Origin of the sequence: Halopseudomonas pelagia (assembly GCF_009497895.1) — a bacterium.
In the GTDB taxonomy this organism is placed as follows: domain Bacteria; phylum Pseudomonadota; class Gammaproteobacteria; order Pseudomonadales; family Pseudomonadaceae; genus Halopseudomonas; species Halopseudomonas pelagia_A.
In genome coordinates, this window is the sequence record NZ_CP033116.1 from 3,947,201 (window position 1) to 3,964,676 (window position 17,476).

Annotated in this window: 17 protein-coding genes; 7 read left to right on the forward strand and 10 right to left on the reverse strand. The window is 58.0% G+C overall.

Annotated elements, in window-relative coordinates:
* Nucleotides 1-32: 32 nt before the first annotated feature.
* The gene (uca, locus tag EAO82_RS18120; protein ID WP_096345187.1) at nt 33-3,635 is read left to right on the forward strand and encodes an urea carboxylase; all 3,603 of its coding nucleotides are present in this window, start codon (nt 33-35) and stop codon (nt 3,633-3,635) included.
* 55 nt (nt 3,636-3,690) lie between these two features.
* Here the strand turns inward: uca and rsmI are convergent, their stop codons facing one another.
* Complete coding sequence (rsmI, locus tag EAO82_RS18125) at nt 3,691-4,581, reverse strand: 16S rRNA (cytidine(1402)-2'-O)-methyltransferase (protein ID WP_410402918.1); 891 nt, start codon at nt 4,579-4,581, stop codon at nt 3,691-3,693.
* An 87-nt stretch (nt 4,582-4,668) separates the two neighbouring features.
* Between rsmI and EAO82_RS18130 the strand changes: the two genes are divergently transcribed.
* The 4 genes from EAO82_RS18130 to EAO82_RS18145 are packed head-to-tail and all read left to right on the forward strand — an operon-like array spanning nt 4,669 to nt 8,035.
* Nucleotides 4,669-6,489, forward strand: a complete 1,821-nt coding sequence (locus EAO82_RS18130; RefSeq protein WP_096345189.1) for a penicillin-binding protein activator — start codon at nt 4,669-4,671, stop codon at nt 6,487-6,489.
* Complete coding sequence (locus EAO82_RS18135; protein ID WP_096345190.1) at nt 6,486-6,860, forward strand: YraN family protein; 375 nt, start codon at nt 6,486-6,488, stop codon at nt 6,858-6,860. Before EAO82_RS18130 ends, EAO82_RS18135 begins: the two co-directional genes overlap by 4 nt.
* 15 nt (nt 6,861-6,875) lie before the next feature.
* Entirely contained in the window at nt 6,876-7,469 is a 594-nt protein-coding gene (locus EAO82_RS18140) for a phosphoheptose isomerase (protein WP_096345191.1), read from the forward strand.
* Complete coding sequence (locus EAO82_RS18145; protein ID WP_096345192.1) at nt 7,466-8,035, forward strand: BON domain-containing protein; 570 nt, start codon at nt 7,466-7,468, stop codon at nt 8,033-8,035. Before EAO82_RS18140 ends, EAO82_RS18145 begins: the two co-directional genes overlap by 4 nt.
* A gap of 103 nt (nt 8,036-8,138) precedes the next feature.
* Here EAO82_RS18145 and EAO82_RS18150 read toward each other — a convergent pair whose 3' ends face one another.
* The 7 genes from EAO82_RS18150 to rplM form a co-directional block, all read right to left on the reverse strand.
* On the reverse strand, nt 8,139-8,549 hold the full coding sequence (locus EAO82_RS18150) for a ClpXP protease specificity-enhancing factor (RefSeq protein ID WP_096345282.1): 411 nt from the start codon (nt 8,547-8,549) through the stop codon (nt 8,139-8,141).
* A 35-nt stretch (nt 8,550-8,584) separates the two neighbouring features.
* Complete coding sequence (locus EAO82_RS18155; protein ID WP_096345193.1) at nt 8,585-9,214, reverse strand: glutathione S-transferase N-terminal domain-containing protein; 630 nt, start codon at nt 9,212-9,214, stop codon at nt 8,585-8,587.
* 162 nt (nt 9,215-9,376) lie between these two features.
* On the reverse strand, nt 9,377-10,162 hold the full coding sequence (locus EAO82_RS18160; RefSeq protein WP_096345194.1) for a cytochrome c1: 786 nt from the start codon (nt 10,160-10,162) through the stop codon (nt 9,377-9,379).
* A complete protein-coding gene (locus EAO82_RS18165) occupies nt 10,162-11,385 on the reverse strand; it encodes a cytochrome b (RefSeq protein ID WP_096345195.1) in 1,224 nt (407 codons plus the stop codon). Before EAO82_RS18165 ends, EAO82_RS18160 begins: the two co-directional genes overlap by 1 nt.
* Complete coding sequence (petA, locus tag EAO82_RS18170) at nt 11,385-11,978, reverse strand: ubiquinol-cytochrome c reductase iron-sulfur subunit (RefSeq protein ID WP_096345196.1); 594 nt, start codon at nt 11,976-11,978, stop codon at nt 11,385-11,387. The genes EAO82_RS18165 and petA overlap by 1 nt, the downstream gene beginning before the upstream one ends.
* Nucleotides 11,979-12,243: 265 nt before the next feature.
* Nucleotides 12,244-12,636 carry a 30S ribosomal protein S9 gene (rpsI, locus tag EAO82_RS18175; protein ID WP_096345197.1) on the reverse strand — a complete coding sequence of 131 codons (393 nt, stop codon included), beginning with the start codon at nt 12,634-12,636 and terminating at the stop codon, nt 12,244-12,246.
* A gap of 12 nt (nt 12,637-12,648) precedes the next feature.
* Nucleotides 12,649-13,077 (reverse strand): 50S ribosomal protein L13, encoded by a 429-nt coding sequence (rplM, locus tag EAO82_RS18180; protein WP_096345198.1) that lies wholly within the window; start codon nt 13,075-13,077, stop codon nt 12,649-12,651.
* Between the two features lie 285 nt (nt 13,078-13,362).
* On the opposite strand from rplM, the gene EAO82_RS18185 reads away from it, so the two are divergent.
* Both EAO82_RS18185 and EAO82_RS18190 read left to right on the forward strand, forming a co-directional pair.
* Nucleotides 13,363-14,403, forward strand: a complete 1,041-nt coding sequence (locus EAO82_RS18185) for an NADP(H)-dependent aldo-keto reductase (protein ID WP_096345199.1) — start codon at nt 13,363-13,365, stop codon at nt 14,401-14,403.
* A gap of 158 nt (nt 14,404-14,561) precedes the next feature.
* A complete protein-coding gene (locus tag EAO82_RS18190; RefSeq protein WP_096345200.1) occupies nt 14,562-15,572 on the forward strand; it encodes a GlxA family transcriptional regulator in 1,011 nt (336 codons plus the stop codon).
* Between the two features lie 38 nt (nt 15,573-15,610).
* On the opposite strand, the gene zapE is transcribed toward EAO82_RS18190, so the two are convergent.
* Together zapE and EAO82_RS18200 are read right to left on the reverse strand one after the other, a co-directional pair.
* The gene (gene zapE / locus EAO82_RS18195; protein ID WP_096345283.1) at nt 15,611-16,702 is read right to left on the reverse strand and encodes a cell division protein ZapE; all 1,092 of its coding nucleotides are present in this window, start codon (nt 16,700-16,702) and stop codon (nt 15,611-15,613) included.
* Nucleotides 16,703-16,768: 66 nt separating this feature from the next.
* The gene (locus EAO82_RS18200) at nt 16,769-17,395 is read right to left on the reverse strand and encodes an alpha/beta hydrolase (protein ID WP_096345201.1); all 627 of its coding nucleotides are present in this window, start codon (nt 17,393-17,395) and stop codon (nt 16,769-16,771) included.
* Nucleotides 17,396-17,476 lie beyond the last annotated feature (81 nt).

Consider the following 17,476-nt stretch of genomic DNA (forward strand, 5'->3'; position numbering starts at 1 on the left):
GTGAACCAGGACGACCTGGCCGAGGAACAACCATGTTCGATACCTTGTTGATTGCCAACCGCGGCGCCATTGCCTGCCGCATCCTGCGCACCTTGAAAAGCCTCGACGTTCGCGGCGTGGCCGTGTATTCCGAAGCCGATGCAGCGAGCCTGCACCTTCAGCAGGCCGAAGAGGCAATCTCCCTCGGCGAAGGCGCCGCAACCGGGACTTATTTGGATGTTCAAAAAATCCTCAATGCCGCCCGGCAAAGCGGCGCCCAGGCAATTCACCCAGGCTACGGCTTCCTCTCGGAAAACGCCGCTTTCGCCGAGGCCTGTGAGGCGGCGGGCATCGCCTTTGTTGGCCCGACCCCGGAACAGCTGCGAGTGTTCGGCCTCAAGCACACCGCCCGCGCGCTGGCCAAACAGCATGGTGTTCCCATGCTCGAAGGTACTGAGCTACTGGACAGCGTGGCTGCAGCGCTCACCGCTGCCGAGCAGGTCGGCTACCCAATCATGCTGAAAAGTACCGCAGGTGGCGGCGGCATCGGCATGCGTGTGTGCTGGAACGCCACCGAGTTGAGTGATGCCTTTGAAACGGTCAAACGTCTGGGTCAGAACAACTTCAGCGATGCCGGTGTATTTATCGAAAAATACATCCAGCGTGCCCGGCATCTGGAGGTACAGGTATTCGGCGATGGTCAGGGCGGCGTGCTGGCTCTGGGCGTGCGCGACTGCTCGGTGCAGCGGCGCAATCAGAAAGTGGTTGAGGAAACCCCCGCACCCAATCTGCCGGAGGGTATGGCGGATGCGCTGTGCGAGGCCGCGATCCAGCTGGCCAGCGCCGTGCAATACCGCAGCGCCGGTACTGTGGAGTTTGTCTACGACAGCGAAGCCGCACAATTCTATTTCCTCGAGGTCAACACCCGTCTGCAGGTGGAGCACGGCGTTACCGAGCAGGTCTGGGGTGTGGACCTGGTGCGCTGGATGATCGAGCTGGCGGCCGGCGATCTGCCGCCGCTGGCCGAACTGGGCAAGGACCTGAAAGCCCAGGGCCATGCCATCCAGGCGCGGGTGTATGCCGAGGATCCTGGCCGCGATTTCCAGCCCTGCCCCGGTTTGCTGACCGCGGTGAACTTTCCGGACGCCAACGGGCAAGCCTTGCGCATCGATACCTGGGTGGAAGCCGGTTGCGAGATCCCGCCCTACTTTGATCCGATGATCGCCAAGATCATCTGCTGGGAACCTACCCGAGAAGCAGCCCGCGCCGCCCTGCACAGCACCCTTGGCGCCACGCAGCTGTATGGCGTAGAAACCAATATCGAATATATTCGCCAGATTCTGCTGGATACGCCCTTTGCCAGCGGGGAACCCTGGACCCGCTGTCTGGAGCAGCTTAGTTATCAGGCCAATACCTTCGAAGTGGTCAGTGGTGGTACGCAAACCACCGTGCAGGACGTACCCGGTCGTCTCGGCTACTGGGCTGTTGGCGTACCGCCTTCCGGGCCGATGGATAATCTCGCGTTAAGATTGGGCAACCGTCTGCTGAACAATCCGAGCGACGCCGCCGGCCTGGAAATCACCATGACCGGCCCAACGCTGAAGTTCAACACCGATGCGGTGGTCGCGGTGACCGGTGCCGAGATCCCGCTGCACGTTGATGGCGAGCCGCAGCCGATGCATACCAGTCTGCTGATCAAGGCTGGCAGCCAAATGGCCCTGGGCACCATTCTTGGCACGGGGGCGCGCAGCTATCTTTCACTGCGTGGCGGCGTGCAGGTGCCGAATTATCTGGGCAGCAAAAGCACCTTCACCCTGGGCCAGTTTGGTGGGCATGCCGGTCGCGCGCTGCGCACGGGTGACGTGCTGCATCTACCGGCACTAACTGATGCCCACGCAGGCGAGAGTCTGGCCGAGGACATGCGCACCAGCTTGCCGGCCGTCAGAGAACTGCGCGTAATCTACGGCCCGCACGCGGCGCCAGAATATTTTACCCAGGCGTATATGCAGCGGTTTCTGGATACCGACTGGGAAGTGCATTTCAACTCCAGCCGCACCGGCGTACGACTGATCGGACCCAAACCCGAGTGGGTGCGCGAAGACGGCGGCGAGGCCGGACTGCACCCCTCGAATATTCATGACAACCCCTACGCCATCGGCGCCGTGGACTTTACCGGCGACATGCCGGTGATCCTCGGTCCTGATGGGCCGAGCCTGGGCGGCTTCGTTTGCCCGGTGAGCATCATTGAGGCCGATCTGTGGCAGATGGGCCAGCTCAAGGCTGGCGACCGGGTACGCTTTATCCCGGTAGCGCTGGAAACCGCACGCGAACTGGCTGTGCTGCGTAACCAGGCCATCCAGCAGTTGCAGCCGCTTTGCCCCGCCAGCAGCACTGCGGTCGTGCCGGAATCACCGATCGTGCTGGATATCGGCGAAGACGATACGCGCCTGGTCGCGCGGCTGTCCGGCGATACTCATCTATTGTTGGAAATTGGCCAGCCAGAGCTCGACCTGGTGCTGCGCTTTCGCGGGCACGCGCTGATGCAATCGCTGGAGGCGATGCAGTTGCCGGGCGTGAACGATCTGACGCCGGGCATACGCTCGCTGCAGGTGCACTATCAGCCGGAGACGCTCCCGATAGATCGGTTGCTGCGCATCGTCGAGGATGCCTGGGAAGCGGTCTGTAGCGCACGGGATCTCAAGGTGCCCTCGCGCATCGTGCACCTGCCGCTGTCCTGGGACGATCCGGCGTGCCAACTGGCCATCGACAAGTACATGACCACCGTGCGCAAGGACGCCCCCTGGTGCCCGAGCAACCTGGAATTCATTCGCCGCATCAATGATCTGCCGAATCTGGATGAGGTCTACCGGACCGTGTTCGAGGCCAGCTATCTGGTCATGGGCCTGGGCGACGTGTACCTGGGCGCACCGGTCGCCACACCGTTGGACCCGCGCCACCGCCTGGTCACCACCAAATACAACCCGGCCCGCACCTGGACTGCGGAGAACTCGGTGGGCATCGGTGGCGCTTATATGTGTGTGTACGGCATGGAAGGGCCTGGCGGCTACCAGTTCGTCGGCCGCACGCTGCAGATGTGGAATCGCTACCGTGAAGTCGAGGCCTTTGGTGGCATGCCCTGGCTGCTACGGTTTTTCGACCAGATCCGTTTTTACCCCGTCAGCGCCGATGAATTGCAGGTGATTCGCCGCGAATTCCCGCTGGGACGCTACCCGCTACGCATTGAAGAAACCGAACTGCGCCTGAATGATTACCAGGCTTTTCTCGATCAGGAGGCAGACGGTATTCAGGCATTTCGCCAGCAACAGCAGGCCGCGTTCAGGGCCGAGCGGGAGCGCTGGATTGCCAGCGGGCAGGCCAATTACGAAAGTGAAGAAGCCACCCCCGAAGACACTGAAGAAGCCCCGCTGCTGGCTGATCAGCAGGGGGTCGAGAGCCACATCGCCGGCAACCTGTGGCAGGTTCAGGTCGAGCAAGGCGCTCAGGTCAAGGCCGGGGATGTGCTGGTAATTCTGGAGTCGATGAAGATGGAAATACCCGTGGTCGCGCCCTGCGACGGGGTAGTCAGTTCAATCCACGTGCAGCCCGGCTCCGCGGTGCGTGCCGGCCAGCGGGTGCTGGTACTGCAACAGGCTTGAGCATCGGACGCGGGCGGCGTAGCAAGGGAGTGCTGCACCGTTCTGTCGTTTTACCTCAACCCTTGCCCAAGGCTACCTGGTAAAGCCGATTCTTCTTTTCGCCGGTGATCTGCGCTGCCAGCGCAGCGGCCTGCTTGACCGGCAGCTCGCTGAGCAGAATATCCAGTACCCGCTGCGCTTCTGGATTCAAGCCTTCGCTCTCCTCAGGGGCGGGCATCGCCTCGACAATCAACACACACTCGCCGCGCTGCTGATCAGAGTCCGCGCGCACCCATTCAACCAGCTCGGCGATCGGCGCACCCTTGATGGTTTCAAAGGTCTTGGTCAACTCGCGCGCCAATACCACCTGCCGTTCAGGGCCAAAGATATCCAGCATATCTTCCAGGCATTCCAGCAACCGATGCGGCGCTTCATAGAGCATCCAGGTCCGCGGCTCAGTGGCCAGGCCCTGCAACCGTTGACGTCGCCCATGCGCCTTGGCCGGCAGAAAACCTTCAAAGGCAAAGCGGTCCGACGGCAACCCCGCCGCACTCAGCGCAGCGATCAGCGCGCAGGCACCAGGGATCGGGCATACCCGCACGCCCGCCTCACGGGCCTGGCGCACCAGGTGATAGCCAGGGTCGGAAATCAACGGCGTGCCCGCATCGGAAATCAGCGCCATGTCTTCGCCCGCGAGCATGCGTTCGACCAGGCGCACGCTTTTGTCGCGCTCGTTGTGGTCATGGCAGGCGGTGGTGGGGGTCGAAACACCAAAGTGCTGCAGCAGGCGCGCACTGTGACGCGTGTCTTCGGCTGCGATCAGCGCCACCGTACGCAATACATCAAGTGCCCTGGGCGACATATCCTGCAGATTGCCAATTGGCGTGGCGACGACATAAAGAGTACCGGACATGACTTTTCCTGGGCTGGACGTTACGACCATTGTACAGGACGTGATGCAGCGCATGGCGATTGCCGCCCCCCTTGGTTACAATGGCGGCTTAAATCCCACGGGCCACGCACGTCTGCGTCCCCAGCGCAAGGATACCGCCGCATGCTACGCAGCCATCGCCTGCCGTTTTTACCTCTGACCCTGGCTGTGCTGATTGCCGGCTGTGCCTCCGCCCCGCAAGAGCTGGGCGATTTACCACGTACACCGCAGGCCTCTGCGGACAAGATCCTCGAAGATGCGGACCGGTATTCCGGCGCAGAAGCGAATCTGCTGCGCTTGTATGCGGCCCAGGCTGCCAGTGACGCTGGCGCCCACGAAAAAACCATGATTATTCTTCAACGTGTTCCGCAGAGCGACCTGCCGCTCGACCAGCAGATACGTTTCAGCCAATTGCAGGCCATCAGCGCCATGGCACTGAATGAGCCGAAAATTGCCCTGCGCGCATTGCAGCATCCTTCGATCAGCCGGATCGACACCCTGCCACTGGACGAACAATTGCACATCCAGCGGCTACAGGCCGAAGCCAATGATCAGGTTGGAGATCACCTGAAAGCAGCCGAGCAGCGCATTTTCATGCACGGCCTGCTGCCGGCTAGCGCACAGCCCGCTAACCTGCAGGCGATCTGGGAAGGCATCAGCCAGATGTCGCCCGAGGAGCTGCAGGCAGCCGCAGCCACCAGTACTGGCGAGCTGGCGGCCTGGGTGGAACTGGCTCTGATTGATCAGACGCTGAACAATCTGGATTTGCAGGTCCGTGCGCTGAAGCAATGGCAGCAAGAAAACCCTGATCACCCAGCGGCGCAACAGCTACCGGCATCCTTGTCGCAACTGATCGAACTACACAGCAGCCGGCCACAGCATATCGCCTTGTTGCTGCCTTTCCAGGGTGAACTGGCCGCCGCTGCCCAGGCATTGCGTGACGGCTTTCTTGCTGCTCAATATCAGGCTTTCAGTGAAGGGCTGGATCAACCCGAGGTCAGCCTTTACGACTCCACTGCCTACACCGATCTTGACGCGTTCTATCGCCAGGCGATGGCGGACGGCGTGGAATGGGTCATCGGCCCATTGGAGCGCGAGCAGGTCAGCCGCATCGCCGCCATGCCTGAATTACCGCTGCCCACACTGGCATTGAACTACACCGACAGCCCCGTACCAGAGGGCAAAGCGCTGTTCCAGTTTGGCCTGGCTCCCGAAGATGAAGCGCGCTCCGCGGCCGCGCAGGCGTGGGCCCAGGGCCATCGCCGGATGGCAGCACTGACTGCCAGCACCGGTTGGGGCGAACGTGCCTACCAGGCTTTCCAGCAATCCTGGCAGGAAATGGGTGGCGTGCTGATTGGCCGCGAAGTGGTCGATGAGCCCGCGGCTATGTCGGGCCAGATCGGTGAGCTGCTGCGCATTCGTCAGAGCGAACAGCGGGGCCAGCAGATCCAGCGGGTGCTGGGCAATAGCGTAGTGGTACAACCTACCCCGCGTCAGGATCTGGACGCCCTCTTCATCACCGCTGGCCCGTTGCAGGCCCGACAGATCATGCCGACGCTGGCGTTTCAATATGCGGGCGACTTGCCTGTTTATGCCACCTCACACGTCTATCAGGTGGGCGGTGATCAGAACAACGATCTGGATGGCATTCTCGTCGCGGAAACCCCTTGGTTGGTGAGTCGCTCGGATAGTCTCTATGAGTCGGTCACCCAGAACTGGCCGCAAGCCGGCGGCCCTTTGGGCCGGCTGTACGCCATGGGCATAGACGCCCAACGCATATTTACCCGGCTACCGCAGATGCAACAGTATCCGGAAACCACAGTGAACGGCGCCACCGGCATCCTGTCTCTATCCCCAGACGGACGTGTCAGTCGTGAGCTCAGTTGGGGTGTGATTGAGGATGGTCGGTTGACTCAGGCACCGGCCCTACTCCCCGCTCCGTGACATCGCTGACCGACAAGCAGGTGCTCGGCAACCAGGCCGAGCGCCAATCCGAGCAACTGCTACTGCGCTCTGGCATGCGCCTGCTGGCGCGAAACTATCGTTGCAAGCAAGGCGAGCTTGATCTGGTCATGCGCGATGCTGATACAGTAGTATTTGTTGAAGTACGTTACCGACGAAGTACCCGATGGGGCAATGCTGCGGAAACGATTGACTGGCGCAAGCAGAAACGCGTTATCGCCGCAGCCCAGCATTACCTGCTTACCCACCCCCATCTGGCCAATCAGCCTTGCCGATTCGATGTTATCGCCGCGCAAGGCAACCCAGCGGATCCCGCCTCTTATCAATGGATCCGAGAAGCATTCACCTGCTAGCGAGTCATGATCCCTATGGATATGCAACACCGAATCAGGCAGCTGTTTACCGACAGCATCGAAACCAAGACCCGCGCCATGGAAGTGTTAGGGCCAAGCATCGAGCAAGCCAGCCAGCTAATGGTCAACTGCCTGCTAAATGAAGGCAAAATCCTGACCTGCGGCAATGGCGGCTCAGCCGGCGATGCCCAGCACTTTTCTTCCGAGCTGCTCAATAGATTCGAACGCGAGCGCCCCAGCCTGCCGGCGCTGGCGTTGACCACTGACAGCTCGACCATCACTTCGATCGCCAACGATTACAGTTACGACGAGATTTTCTCCAAGCAGATTCGCGCGCTGGGTCAACCCGGCGACGTGTTGCTGGCGATCTCCACCAGCGGCAACTCTGGCAATGTGCTGCAGGCGATTCAGGCGGCACATGACCGGGATATGCTGGTCGTTGCCTTGAACGGCCGAGACGGCGGTGCCATGACCTCACTGCTGCTGCCAGAAGACGCCGAGATCCGCGTACCAGCGCGCTCTACAGCACGTATTCAAGAAGTGCACCTGCTGGCTATCCATTGCCTGTGTGATCTTATTGACCGCCAACTGTTCGGGAGCGAAGAATGAAGCGCCTGGGAATTCTCATAGTCACTACCATGATGCTCGCTGGTTGCAGTTCGGTACTGACCGCTGCACGCGATACGCCCTTGGAAGGCAATCAGGGTACCAGAACCATTGGCAGCACGATTGACGACCAATTGATTGAAACCCGTGCCAGCGTCAATATCGCCAAAGCCCATCTGGACCTCGAACGGTCGTCTCGCGTTTCAGTGACCAGTTATAACGGTGTGGTATTGCTTGCCGGACAGGTACCGCGACAGGAACTCAAGGACCTGGCCGGGAATGTCGCCAAACAGGTGCAGCGCGTCAAGGTCGTCCACAACGAGCTGACCGTAGGTGAAAACCTGGCACTACTGGCACGCAACAATGACGCCTTGATCACCACGAGCGTCAAGGCGCGTATGCTCAGTGACAGCGCCATTCCGGGTCGCCGCATCAAAGTGACTACGGAGGCCGGGATCGTGTATCTGCAGGGCCTGGTAACCCGCAGCGAAGCTGATCTGGCGGTGAACGCAGTGCAGCAGGTAGGCGGCGTGCAACGCATCGTGAAACTGTTCGAGTATATCGACTGAAGCGACTTTCTCACGCAGCCTAAAGCGGCAGCAAAAAAAGCCCGGCCCCGGATTACTCCGGGGCCGGGTTTTTTTTGTGCTAACCGATCGTGAATAGTTAACTTTACTTGACGACTTTCAGCGCCGGCCTGGCTGGCTTTGGCTTACCGCCAGCGGGGCTCTTGCTGCTCGCCACGCCCTCTTCAGAGGAAGGTGGGACAGGCGCCGGATCAACCTCAAACACCATGCCCTGACCGTTTTCACGAGCATAGATCGCCATCACTGCCTGGGCGGGCAACCAAACCTGCTGAGCGACACCGCCAAAGCGGCCATCGAAGCAGATTTTGTCATTATCCATTTCAAGGTGGCGTATCGCGTTCGGCGACAGATTGAGAACGATCTGACCTGCTTCTACAAAGGACTCTGGAACCACTGTATCTGGATAATGGGCATTAACCAGTACATAGGGCGTACACTGGTTATCGAGTATCCATTCGTAGAGCGAACGTATCAGGTAGGGTCGGCTTGAGCTCATTTGAGCCATGCGGCCTCCTATGTTGTGGTGAATTCTTACTGCATTTCCTTTTCAGCGGCAGACAAGCTGCCAAGAAAGCCCTCACGCTGAAAAATCCGGTCCATATAATCTTGTAGCGGCTTGGCCTGTTTCGGCAGTTCAACACCAAGCATCGGCAAGCGCCATAGGATCGGAGCAATACAGCAATCAACCAGGCTGAACTCCTCGCTCATGAAGAAGGGCATCTCCACAAATACCGGCGCTACACCAATCAAGCTCTCACGTAGCTCCTTGCGCGCCTTGGTCACTGCTGCAGCAGGCGTCTTGGGGTTGGTGATCGCATCGACCAGCCCACACCAGTCACGCTGCACACGAAACATCAGCAAACGGGTATTGGCTCTGGCCACCGGGTAAACGGGCAGCAGGGGCGGATGCGGAAAACGCTCGTCCAGGTACTCCATCATGATGTTGGGCTCATAAAGCACCAGATCACGATCCAGCAACGTCGGGACGCTATTGTAGGGGTTGTTCTCGGCCAGCTCTTCAGGATGGTTATCGGGCTCAACGTTGATGACGTCAACGGTAACGCCTTTCTCCGCCAGAACAATACGGACACGATGACAATAGTGGTCACGTGGATCAGAGAAAAAAGCCATCGAAGAACGCTTGTTGGCGGTAACGCCCATAAATCAACCCTCATCCATTAACGGATTGCGGTAAACAACTGATCGCGCAATTGCGCGCGTACGGAAGACCAGCGGACTGGTCTTGTCTGGTAATTCGAGATTATACCCTAGAAACAAGAGCGCGCCCCAAAGGGCGCGCAATTGATCCTGAAAAAGCGTTCGTTAGTGAACGTCTTTCCAATACTCACGCTTCAGGAGGTAGGCAAACACGAAGAAGAAGGCCAGATACAGCAGCACATAAGTACCGATGCGGTGGCGCTCCAGCTTGATTGGATCTGCCGAGTAAGCAAGGAAGTTGACCAGGTTACGCACGGTGGTATCAAACTCTTCCTCAGACTGACTTCCAGTACCTTCAACAATGGTCAGCACATCGCACTTCTCATCCTTGACGGTCTCACCAGTCAGCGTGTCACGCTGGACGTTGCCATCCTCGTCAGTTACCGGCATACCTTTACAGCCGATGACCTGACGCCCCTGCAGCTCAGCCAACACATTGGGCATGCCGACGTTCGGGAACACCTCGTTGTTGACGCCGTAAGGACGCGAAGGATCTTCATAGAAGGTCTTTAGATAGGTGTACAACCAGTCTTCGCCACGCACGCGGGCAACGTTGGTAAGATCCGGCGGCGCAGCACCGAACCATACTTTGGAATCAGCCTGACGCATGCCGATTTCCATATGCTCACCAATCAATACACCCTCGGGGAACACCAGATTTTCCAGCATCAGTTCCGGCGGGATATCCAGATCGGTGGCCACGCGCTCATAGCGCTGGTACTGAGCGGAATGGCAGCCCATGCAGTAGTTGGCAAAGGTCCTGGCGCCGTCCTGCAGCGACGCTTTGTCGGTCAGGTCGATATTGGCAGATTCCAGGTGCACGCCAGTTGCCGCAGAGAACGCGACACCAGGCACAAGTGCAAACATCAGAGCAATCAATTGCTTTTTCATTAGCCAGTAACCCTCTCCGGAACGGGTTTAGTCTTCTCCATGCGGGTATAGAACGGCATGAGTATGAAGAAGGCGAAATACAAAAAGGTGCAGATCTGTGAGATCAAGGTGCGGGTGTCGTTACCTGGAATTGCCCCCAGGATGCCGAGTATCACGAATGATACGCAGAAGATCACCAGCCACACTTTACTCATCCAGCCCTTGTAGCGAATCGAACGAACCGGGCTCCGATCCAGCCAGGGCAACACAAAGAGCACCGCAATCGCAGCACCCATCGCCAACACACCGGGGAAAGCAGACCCGCCGATAGCCGGAATGGCGCGCAAAATGGCGTAGAAGGGTGTGAAGTACCAAACCGGCGCAATATGGTCAGGCGTTTTCAACTGGTTCGCAATTTCGAAGTTGGGCTTCTCAAGGAAATAACCACCCATCTCCGGGAAGAAGAACACCACGATGCAGAACACGAACAGGAAGACCACAACACCGACAATATCCTTGACCGTGTAATAGGGGTGGAAGGCAATACCATCCAGCGGCTTGCCGTTCTCGTCCTTGTGCTTCTTGATGTCTACGCCGTCAGGGTTGTTCGAACCCACTTCATGCAGCGCAATGATGTGCAGCACTACCAGCCCGAGAATAACGATCGGCAGCGCAACTACGTGCAGCGCGAAGAAACGGTTCAGGGTAATCCCGGAGATCAGGTAGTCACCGCGCACCCACTGCTGCAAGTCAGGCCCGATAAAGGGTATGGCCCCGAACAGCGAGATGATCACTTGAGCACCCCAGTAGGACATCTGCCCCCAGGGCAGCAAGTAGCCCATGAAGGCTTCAGCCATCAGCGCCAGGTAAATGGTCATACCAAACAACCAGATCAGTTCTCTGGGCTTCTGGTAGGAGCCGTACATGATGCCGCGAAGCATGTGCATGTAGACCACGACAAAGAAAGCAGAGGCGCCGGTGGAGTGCAGGTAGCGCAACAGCCAGCCATATTCCACATCACGCATGATGTATTCGATGGAAGCGAAGGCGCCCTCACCCGAAGGCTCGTAGCTCATGGTCAGCCAGATGCCGGTGACGATCTGGTTGACCAGCACCAACATGGCCAATGAGCCAAAGAAGTAGAAAAAGTTGAAGTTCTTGGGAGCGTAGTATTTGGTCAGGTGGTCTTCGACCACCCGGTTGACCGACATCCGCTCGTTGATCCAGTTATTCAGCTTGCTCATCAGGCAGACTCCTGATCCAGGCCGACAATGATAATGTCATCGGACTCATAGGAATGGGGGGGGACCGGCAGGTTCAACGGGGCAGGCTGCCCGCGGTGCACACGCCCGGCCATGTCATATCGGGAGCTATGGCACGGGCAGAAATAGCCACCCTTCCACTCATTCCCCATCTCGGCAGAAGCCACCTCAGGGCGGAACAACGGCGAGCAACCCAGGTGTGTGCAGATTCCCATTACTACCAGCACATCAGGCTTGATGGCTCGCGTGTGAAGGTCCACATAATCGGGCTGGCTTGACGATTCTGATTCCGGGTCGGCAAGAATGTCGACATTCTCTTCGAGAATCGCCAACGCTTCGGAAGTCCGGCGGGAAATGAACACGGGCTGGCCGCGCCATTCAGCTACGATCTGCTGACCCGGCTCAAGCTTGCTCACGTTCACCCGGACCGGCGCACCTGCCGCCTTGGCTTTGGCGCTCGGGAACCAAGATCCCACGAAGGGAACAGCTACCCCTACGGCTCCGGCCGCACCCACAACACCTGTGGCTGCTACCAGGAAGCGACGCCGGCCATTGTTTACGCCGTCATTACTCATCCAGTCGTCTCCCATCTGCTAATTTCAGCCCTTTTATAAGGCTTTTTAAGAGTTTTAATCCGCATGCACAAAATGAATCCGATGGTAATGAAAAACCCCTTTTTTGACAAGGTGAAGTATTCATCACTCACCATAGAGACGCTGCGGAACATATTGAAATACGGGGCTTTCCGGCGCGCTAGAGCGCGAGCGGCATTTTGCCGCAGATACAAAAACGCCCGGAGTCCAATAGGATGCCGGGCGTTTTGCGGAAAAGTCTTGCGACTTAACGCTTGGAGTACTGAGGACGCTTACGCGCTTTACGCAGACCCACTTTCTTACGTTCAACTTCACGAGCGTCACGGGTAACAAAGCCCGCTTTGCGCAGTACGCTGCGCAGAGTCTCGTCATATTCCATCAGAGCACGAGTGATGCCGTGACGGATGGCGCCGGCCTGGCCGGTGGTACCACCGCCCTTGACGGTGACAAAGACGTCGAACTTGGAGACGCTTTCGGTCAGTTCCAGCGGCTGGCGAACAACCATGCGAGCTGTTTCGCGACCGAAGAAGTTCTCGATAGTGCGGTTGTTGATCTGGATGTTGCCATTACCCGGACGTAGGAACACCCGAGCGGTGGCAGTTTTACGACGGCCAGTACCGTAGTTTTGTGTCGCCGACATAGTATGCTCCTATTAGACCTTGAGTTCTTGGGGTTGCTGAGCCGCATGAGGATGAACTGCACCTTTGTACACTTTCATCTTGCGGTACATTGCACGACCCAAGGGGTTTTTCGGCAACATGCCTTTGACGGCAGACTCGATGATGCGCTCAGGAGCACGTACAACAAGCTTTTCGAAGTTGATCGACTTGATACCGCCCGGAAACCCGGAGTGGCTGTAGTAGATCTTGTCCTGAGCCTTGTTGCCAGTCACATGGATCTTTTCCGCGTTGACGATGACGATATAATCGCCAGTATCCACGTGAGGCGTGTATTCGGGCTTGTGCTTACCGCGAAGGCGTGAAGCCACTTCGGTAGCAAGGCGACCCAGGGTCAGACCGGTAGCATCTACAATGTACCAATCGCGTTTTACGGTTTCAGGTTTGGCGCTGAAGGTTTTCATTAATCCTAGCCTCAGAGGCCACTCTTGTTTAGAAGAGGGCGAATCTTACAGAATGAAATGTGTTTTTACAAGACAACAAAGCCTAGAACAGACACTCAGTGGGGGCTGCGTGGGTCTGGGTGGCATCTGCGCTGTAAACAACAACGACAGGCTAGGCATCCTGTCGAAAGTGGCGGGCATTATGCCAAGGGAGCTAAAAATTACAACCCTTATTTACATTTACCTCAACTTTAGCCCAGCCTATGGTCAATAATGAGACCACCAACGTTCCACTGGAGCACGCCCATGCAATACCGCCCACTCGGCCGCAGCAAACTCAAGGTCAGCGCCCTCTGCCTCGGCAGCATGACCTGGGGTGAACAGAATACCCAGAAGGAAGCCTTCGCCCAGATTGACCGGGCCAAGGATGCAGGGGTCAACTTTATTGACGCTGCCGAGATGTACCCGGTACCGCCGGTAGCTGCCACCTATGGCGAAACCGAACGCATCATCGGTAATTTCTTCGCTGAGCGTGGCACCCGTGAGGACTGGATCCTGGCCAGCAAGGTCGCCGGCCCCGGTGACTGGCTGCCGCATATCCGCGATGGAAAGACCCGCTTCACCCGCGAGCATCTGACCGCCGCGCTCGACGCCAGCCTGAAGCGCCTGCAAACCGACTATATCGACTTATATCAACTGCACTGGCCAGATCGCAGCACCAACTTCTTTGGCAAACTCGGCTATCGGCACGATCCGGACGAGCTGATCACGCCGGTCGAAGATACCCTGGAAGTCCTGGACGACATGGTCAAGGCCGGCAAGATCAGACACATTGGCCTGTCCAACGAAACGCCCTGGGGCGTCAGTCGCTTCCTGCATCTGGCAGAAAGTCGCGGATGGCCGCGCATCGCCTCCATCCAGAACCCCTACAACCTGCTAAATCGCAGTTATGAGATTGGTCTGGCGGAAATGTCCCTGCGCGAGCAGACCGGGCTGCTGGCGTATTCGCCACTGGCTTTCGGCACCCTGACCGGCAAATACCTGAATGGTCTGCAGCCGGAGAAAGGCCGCTTAACCCTTTTCAGCCGGTTCAGCCGCTATACCAACCCCCAGGCTCAGAAGGCCTGCGCCCGGTATGTTCAACTGGCCCGCGAGCATGGGATGGATCCAGCACAAATGGCGCTGGCTTTCGTCACTCGGCAGCCCTTCGTGACCAGCAATATTATTGGCGCGACCAACATGGACCAGCTCAATCGCAACCTGAGCAGCGTGAACATGGGACTCACCGACGCGATACTTGAAGCCATTGCCGACATCCATCAGAGCCAGCCCAACCCGGCCCCCTGATTCCGGTGCAGAGTCGCCGCTGCGCCAACTCAGGCCCAGCGGCGCAGTTTTGCCAGCACCATTCCTGCTATTTATACCGCGCAACAGGACACTTGCGCCACTCCTTAAGATGCTTTAGTCATATACTGGCCGATACAACCTATAATAAGAGCTAGATGATGTCACCGATCCATCCATCACTAATCCCCCTTCGCCAAGTCGCCATACTGGCCACTGACGGAGTGATCGCCTCTACACTGATGCAGGCCAAGGATTTTTTCCATATGGCCAGCCTGCGCGATGGTAGACGCCGCGGCCAGGGTCTAACGCCAGGCTTTCGCACTTCTATAGTTGCGCCTGACACGCTACCGGTGACCAGCTTCAGCCAGGACCGCATCGCCACCGATGCCACCTTGAGCGCGCTAAGGCCACAATTGATCATGCTGCCGGCATTCTGGGGTGACTTTGATCAGATGCTTGAACGCTATCCGGATGTGATCCCATGGCTGCAAGCAGAGCATGCCAGAGGCACACTGATCAGCGCTGAAGCCACTGGGGTATTCTGGATCGCCGCAGCCGGGCTGCTCAATGGTCGGGAAGCCACCACCTATTGGCGTTTCTTCGAAGAGTTCAGCGAGCGCTTTCCCGATGTGATTCTATGCAGGGACAAACACATCACCGATGCGGACAACATCTTTTGTGCCGCCGGGATCACCTCCGGTTGCGATCTTGCTATCCATCTGATCGAACGGCTCTGTGGCAGTGAAGTGGCGCAAGCGGTCGCGCGCGACACGCTATACGAGGTGCAGCGCAACTATACCCCTGGCATCATCGGTTTTGGCGGGCAGAAACTGCATCAGGACGTGGCGATACTGCAGATCCAGCAGTGGCTGGAGGAGCACTTTGCCGACAAATTCCGCTTTGAGGACGTCGCCAGTCAGCACGGCATGAGCATTCGTAACTTCATGCGCCGTTTTCAAGCGGCCACCGGCGACAAGCCCTTGCACTACCTGCAGCGGCTGCGCATCGAAACGGCGAAAAATCTGCTGAGCACCACAAGGCGGAGCATCAAGACCATCAGCTACGATGTGGGTTATGACGATGCCAGCTTCTTTGCGCGGCTGTTCCGCCAGCATACGGACTTGTCACCCAATCAATACCGCCGACAGTTTCAGCACTCCAGCCAGTAACTGCCAGCCGTACACCAATGCCTGCGGGCAACACCGTCTCAGGGTTTGTGCGCCCGGCAGAGAAACTCGTGGGACTGCATTTCCAGCAACCGGCTGAGGGTACGCTGGAATTCAAAGCTCAACCTGCCGCCGGTGTAGAGGTCTTTCAGTTCAACCTCGGCAGACAGAATCAGCTTGACGTTACGATCATAGAACTCGTCGACCAGATTGATAAAACGCCGGGCCATATCGTCCTTGCTGGCATCCATCTGCTCCACATTCGCGATCAGTACCGCGTGGAATACCTTGGCCAATTCAATGTAATCATTCTGGCTGCGCGGGCCGTCACAGAGTTCGCGAAATTCGAACCAGCCAACGTCCTCGCATACACGCAGCGATTGCACCGGCCGATTCTCGACCGTCAGCAATTCACCTTCCACGGTCTCGTTCATATCGGGCACCAGACTGGCGAAACTGCGCTGTAAACTGGCATCCGCATCGTCATCCAACGGCCAGTGGTACAGCTCGGCCTGCTCCAGCGCACGCAGACGATAATCCACACCGTTGTCGACATTGACCACATCGGTATGGCTATTCAGCAGGGCGATGGCCGGCAGGAAGCGCGCCCGCTGCAGGCCGTCCTTATAAAGGCCATCCGGCACGATGTTGGACGTCGCTACCAGCGTGACGCCATTCTTGAACAACTCTTCCATAAGAGTGCCCAAAATCATCGCGTCGGTGATATCCGAGACAAAGAATTCGTCAAAGCAGATAACCCGTGCTTCCTCGGCGAACTGAGTGGCTATCAGGGTCAAAGGATTCTTCTCGCCTTTGAGCCCCTTCAATTCATGATGAACGCGCTGCATGAAGCGGTGGAAATGGGTGCGCATCTTGCGCTTGAACGGCAGCGCGTCGAAAAAAGTGTCCACCAGATAGGTCTTGCCGCGCCCTACTCCGCCCCAGAAGTACAAGCCTTTCACCGGCTCGGGCTTTCTTCCAAACAGCTTTCCCAGCAGCCCGGACTTGCTCGACTCTGCTGCCACCAGATCGTCGAACAAGCGCTGTAAATGGCGTACAGCCTGTTCCTGAGCGGGATCGCGGACAAAATCCGGACGCTGAAGATCAGCCTTATAGCGTTCAAGGGGTGTCATAGGCGGGTAACCCTGGGCCAGGTCGATTGGGGGCGGTACTCTACCGCCCAGCATGATGCTTGGCAATTAACCTAAGGTAAGGACGCTTTCTACAGACTCTTTCAATTCCACGAGTCTGCCGTGGAAGAAATGGCCGGTCTCGGGGAAGCGTCTGACCTCCACTCCCGGCTGCCCGTCAAGCAGCTCAAATACCGCCGAAGGCGCTACTACATCGTCGTCTTCGCCCATCATGACCACCGCAGGACAGGCCAAAGGGATCAGGTCGGCAAAGGGCAGACGTTCAACAGAAGGCGCGACCAGCAACAGGCGTGTTGGAGCCGGATCCATGCGCGCTGCCGCTGCGGCAGCGACATACCCACCGAAAGAAAAGCCCATAACCCAAAGCGGTAGCTCGAATTCTTTCAATGCCCAGTCGATTACCGCCAGGCAATCATCCACTTCGCCCTCACCGTTCGCATGCTCGCCGGCACTTTTACCCACTCCCCGGAAGTTGAAGCGCACGACGCAGAAGTGCTGATCCCGGGCCGCGCGCATCAATGTATGCACGACCTTGTTAGTCATGGTCCCACCCTGCACCGGGTTGGGATGGCAAATCACAGTCACCGCAATCGGATTCTCGACCCGCGTTACCAACATCTCCAAGGAGCCTGCAGGACCCTCGATGGTCAAACGCTCTTCGCTATTGCTGCTCATTACTGCTTCTCCCGTGACTGCCAAGCGACAACTGTCGTCGCAAAAGGGTAGCAGATACAACGTCAAGACAGGCAGCCAGCT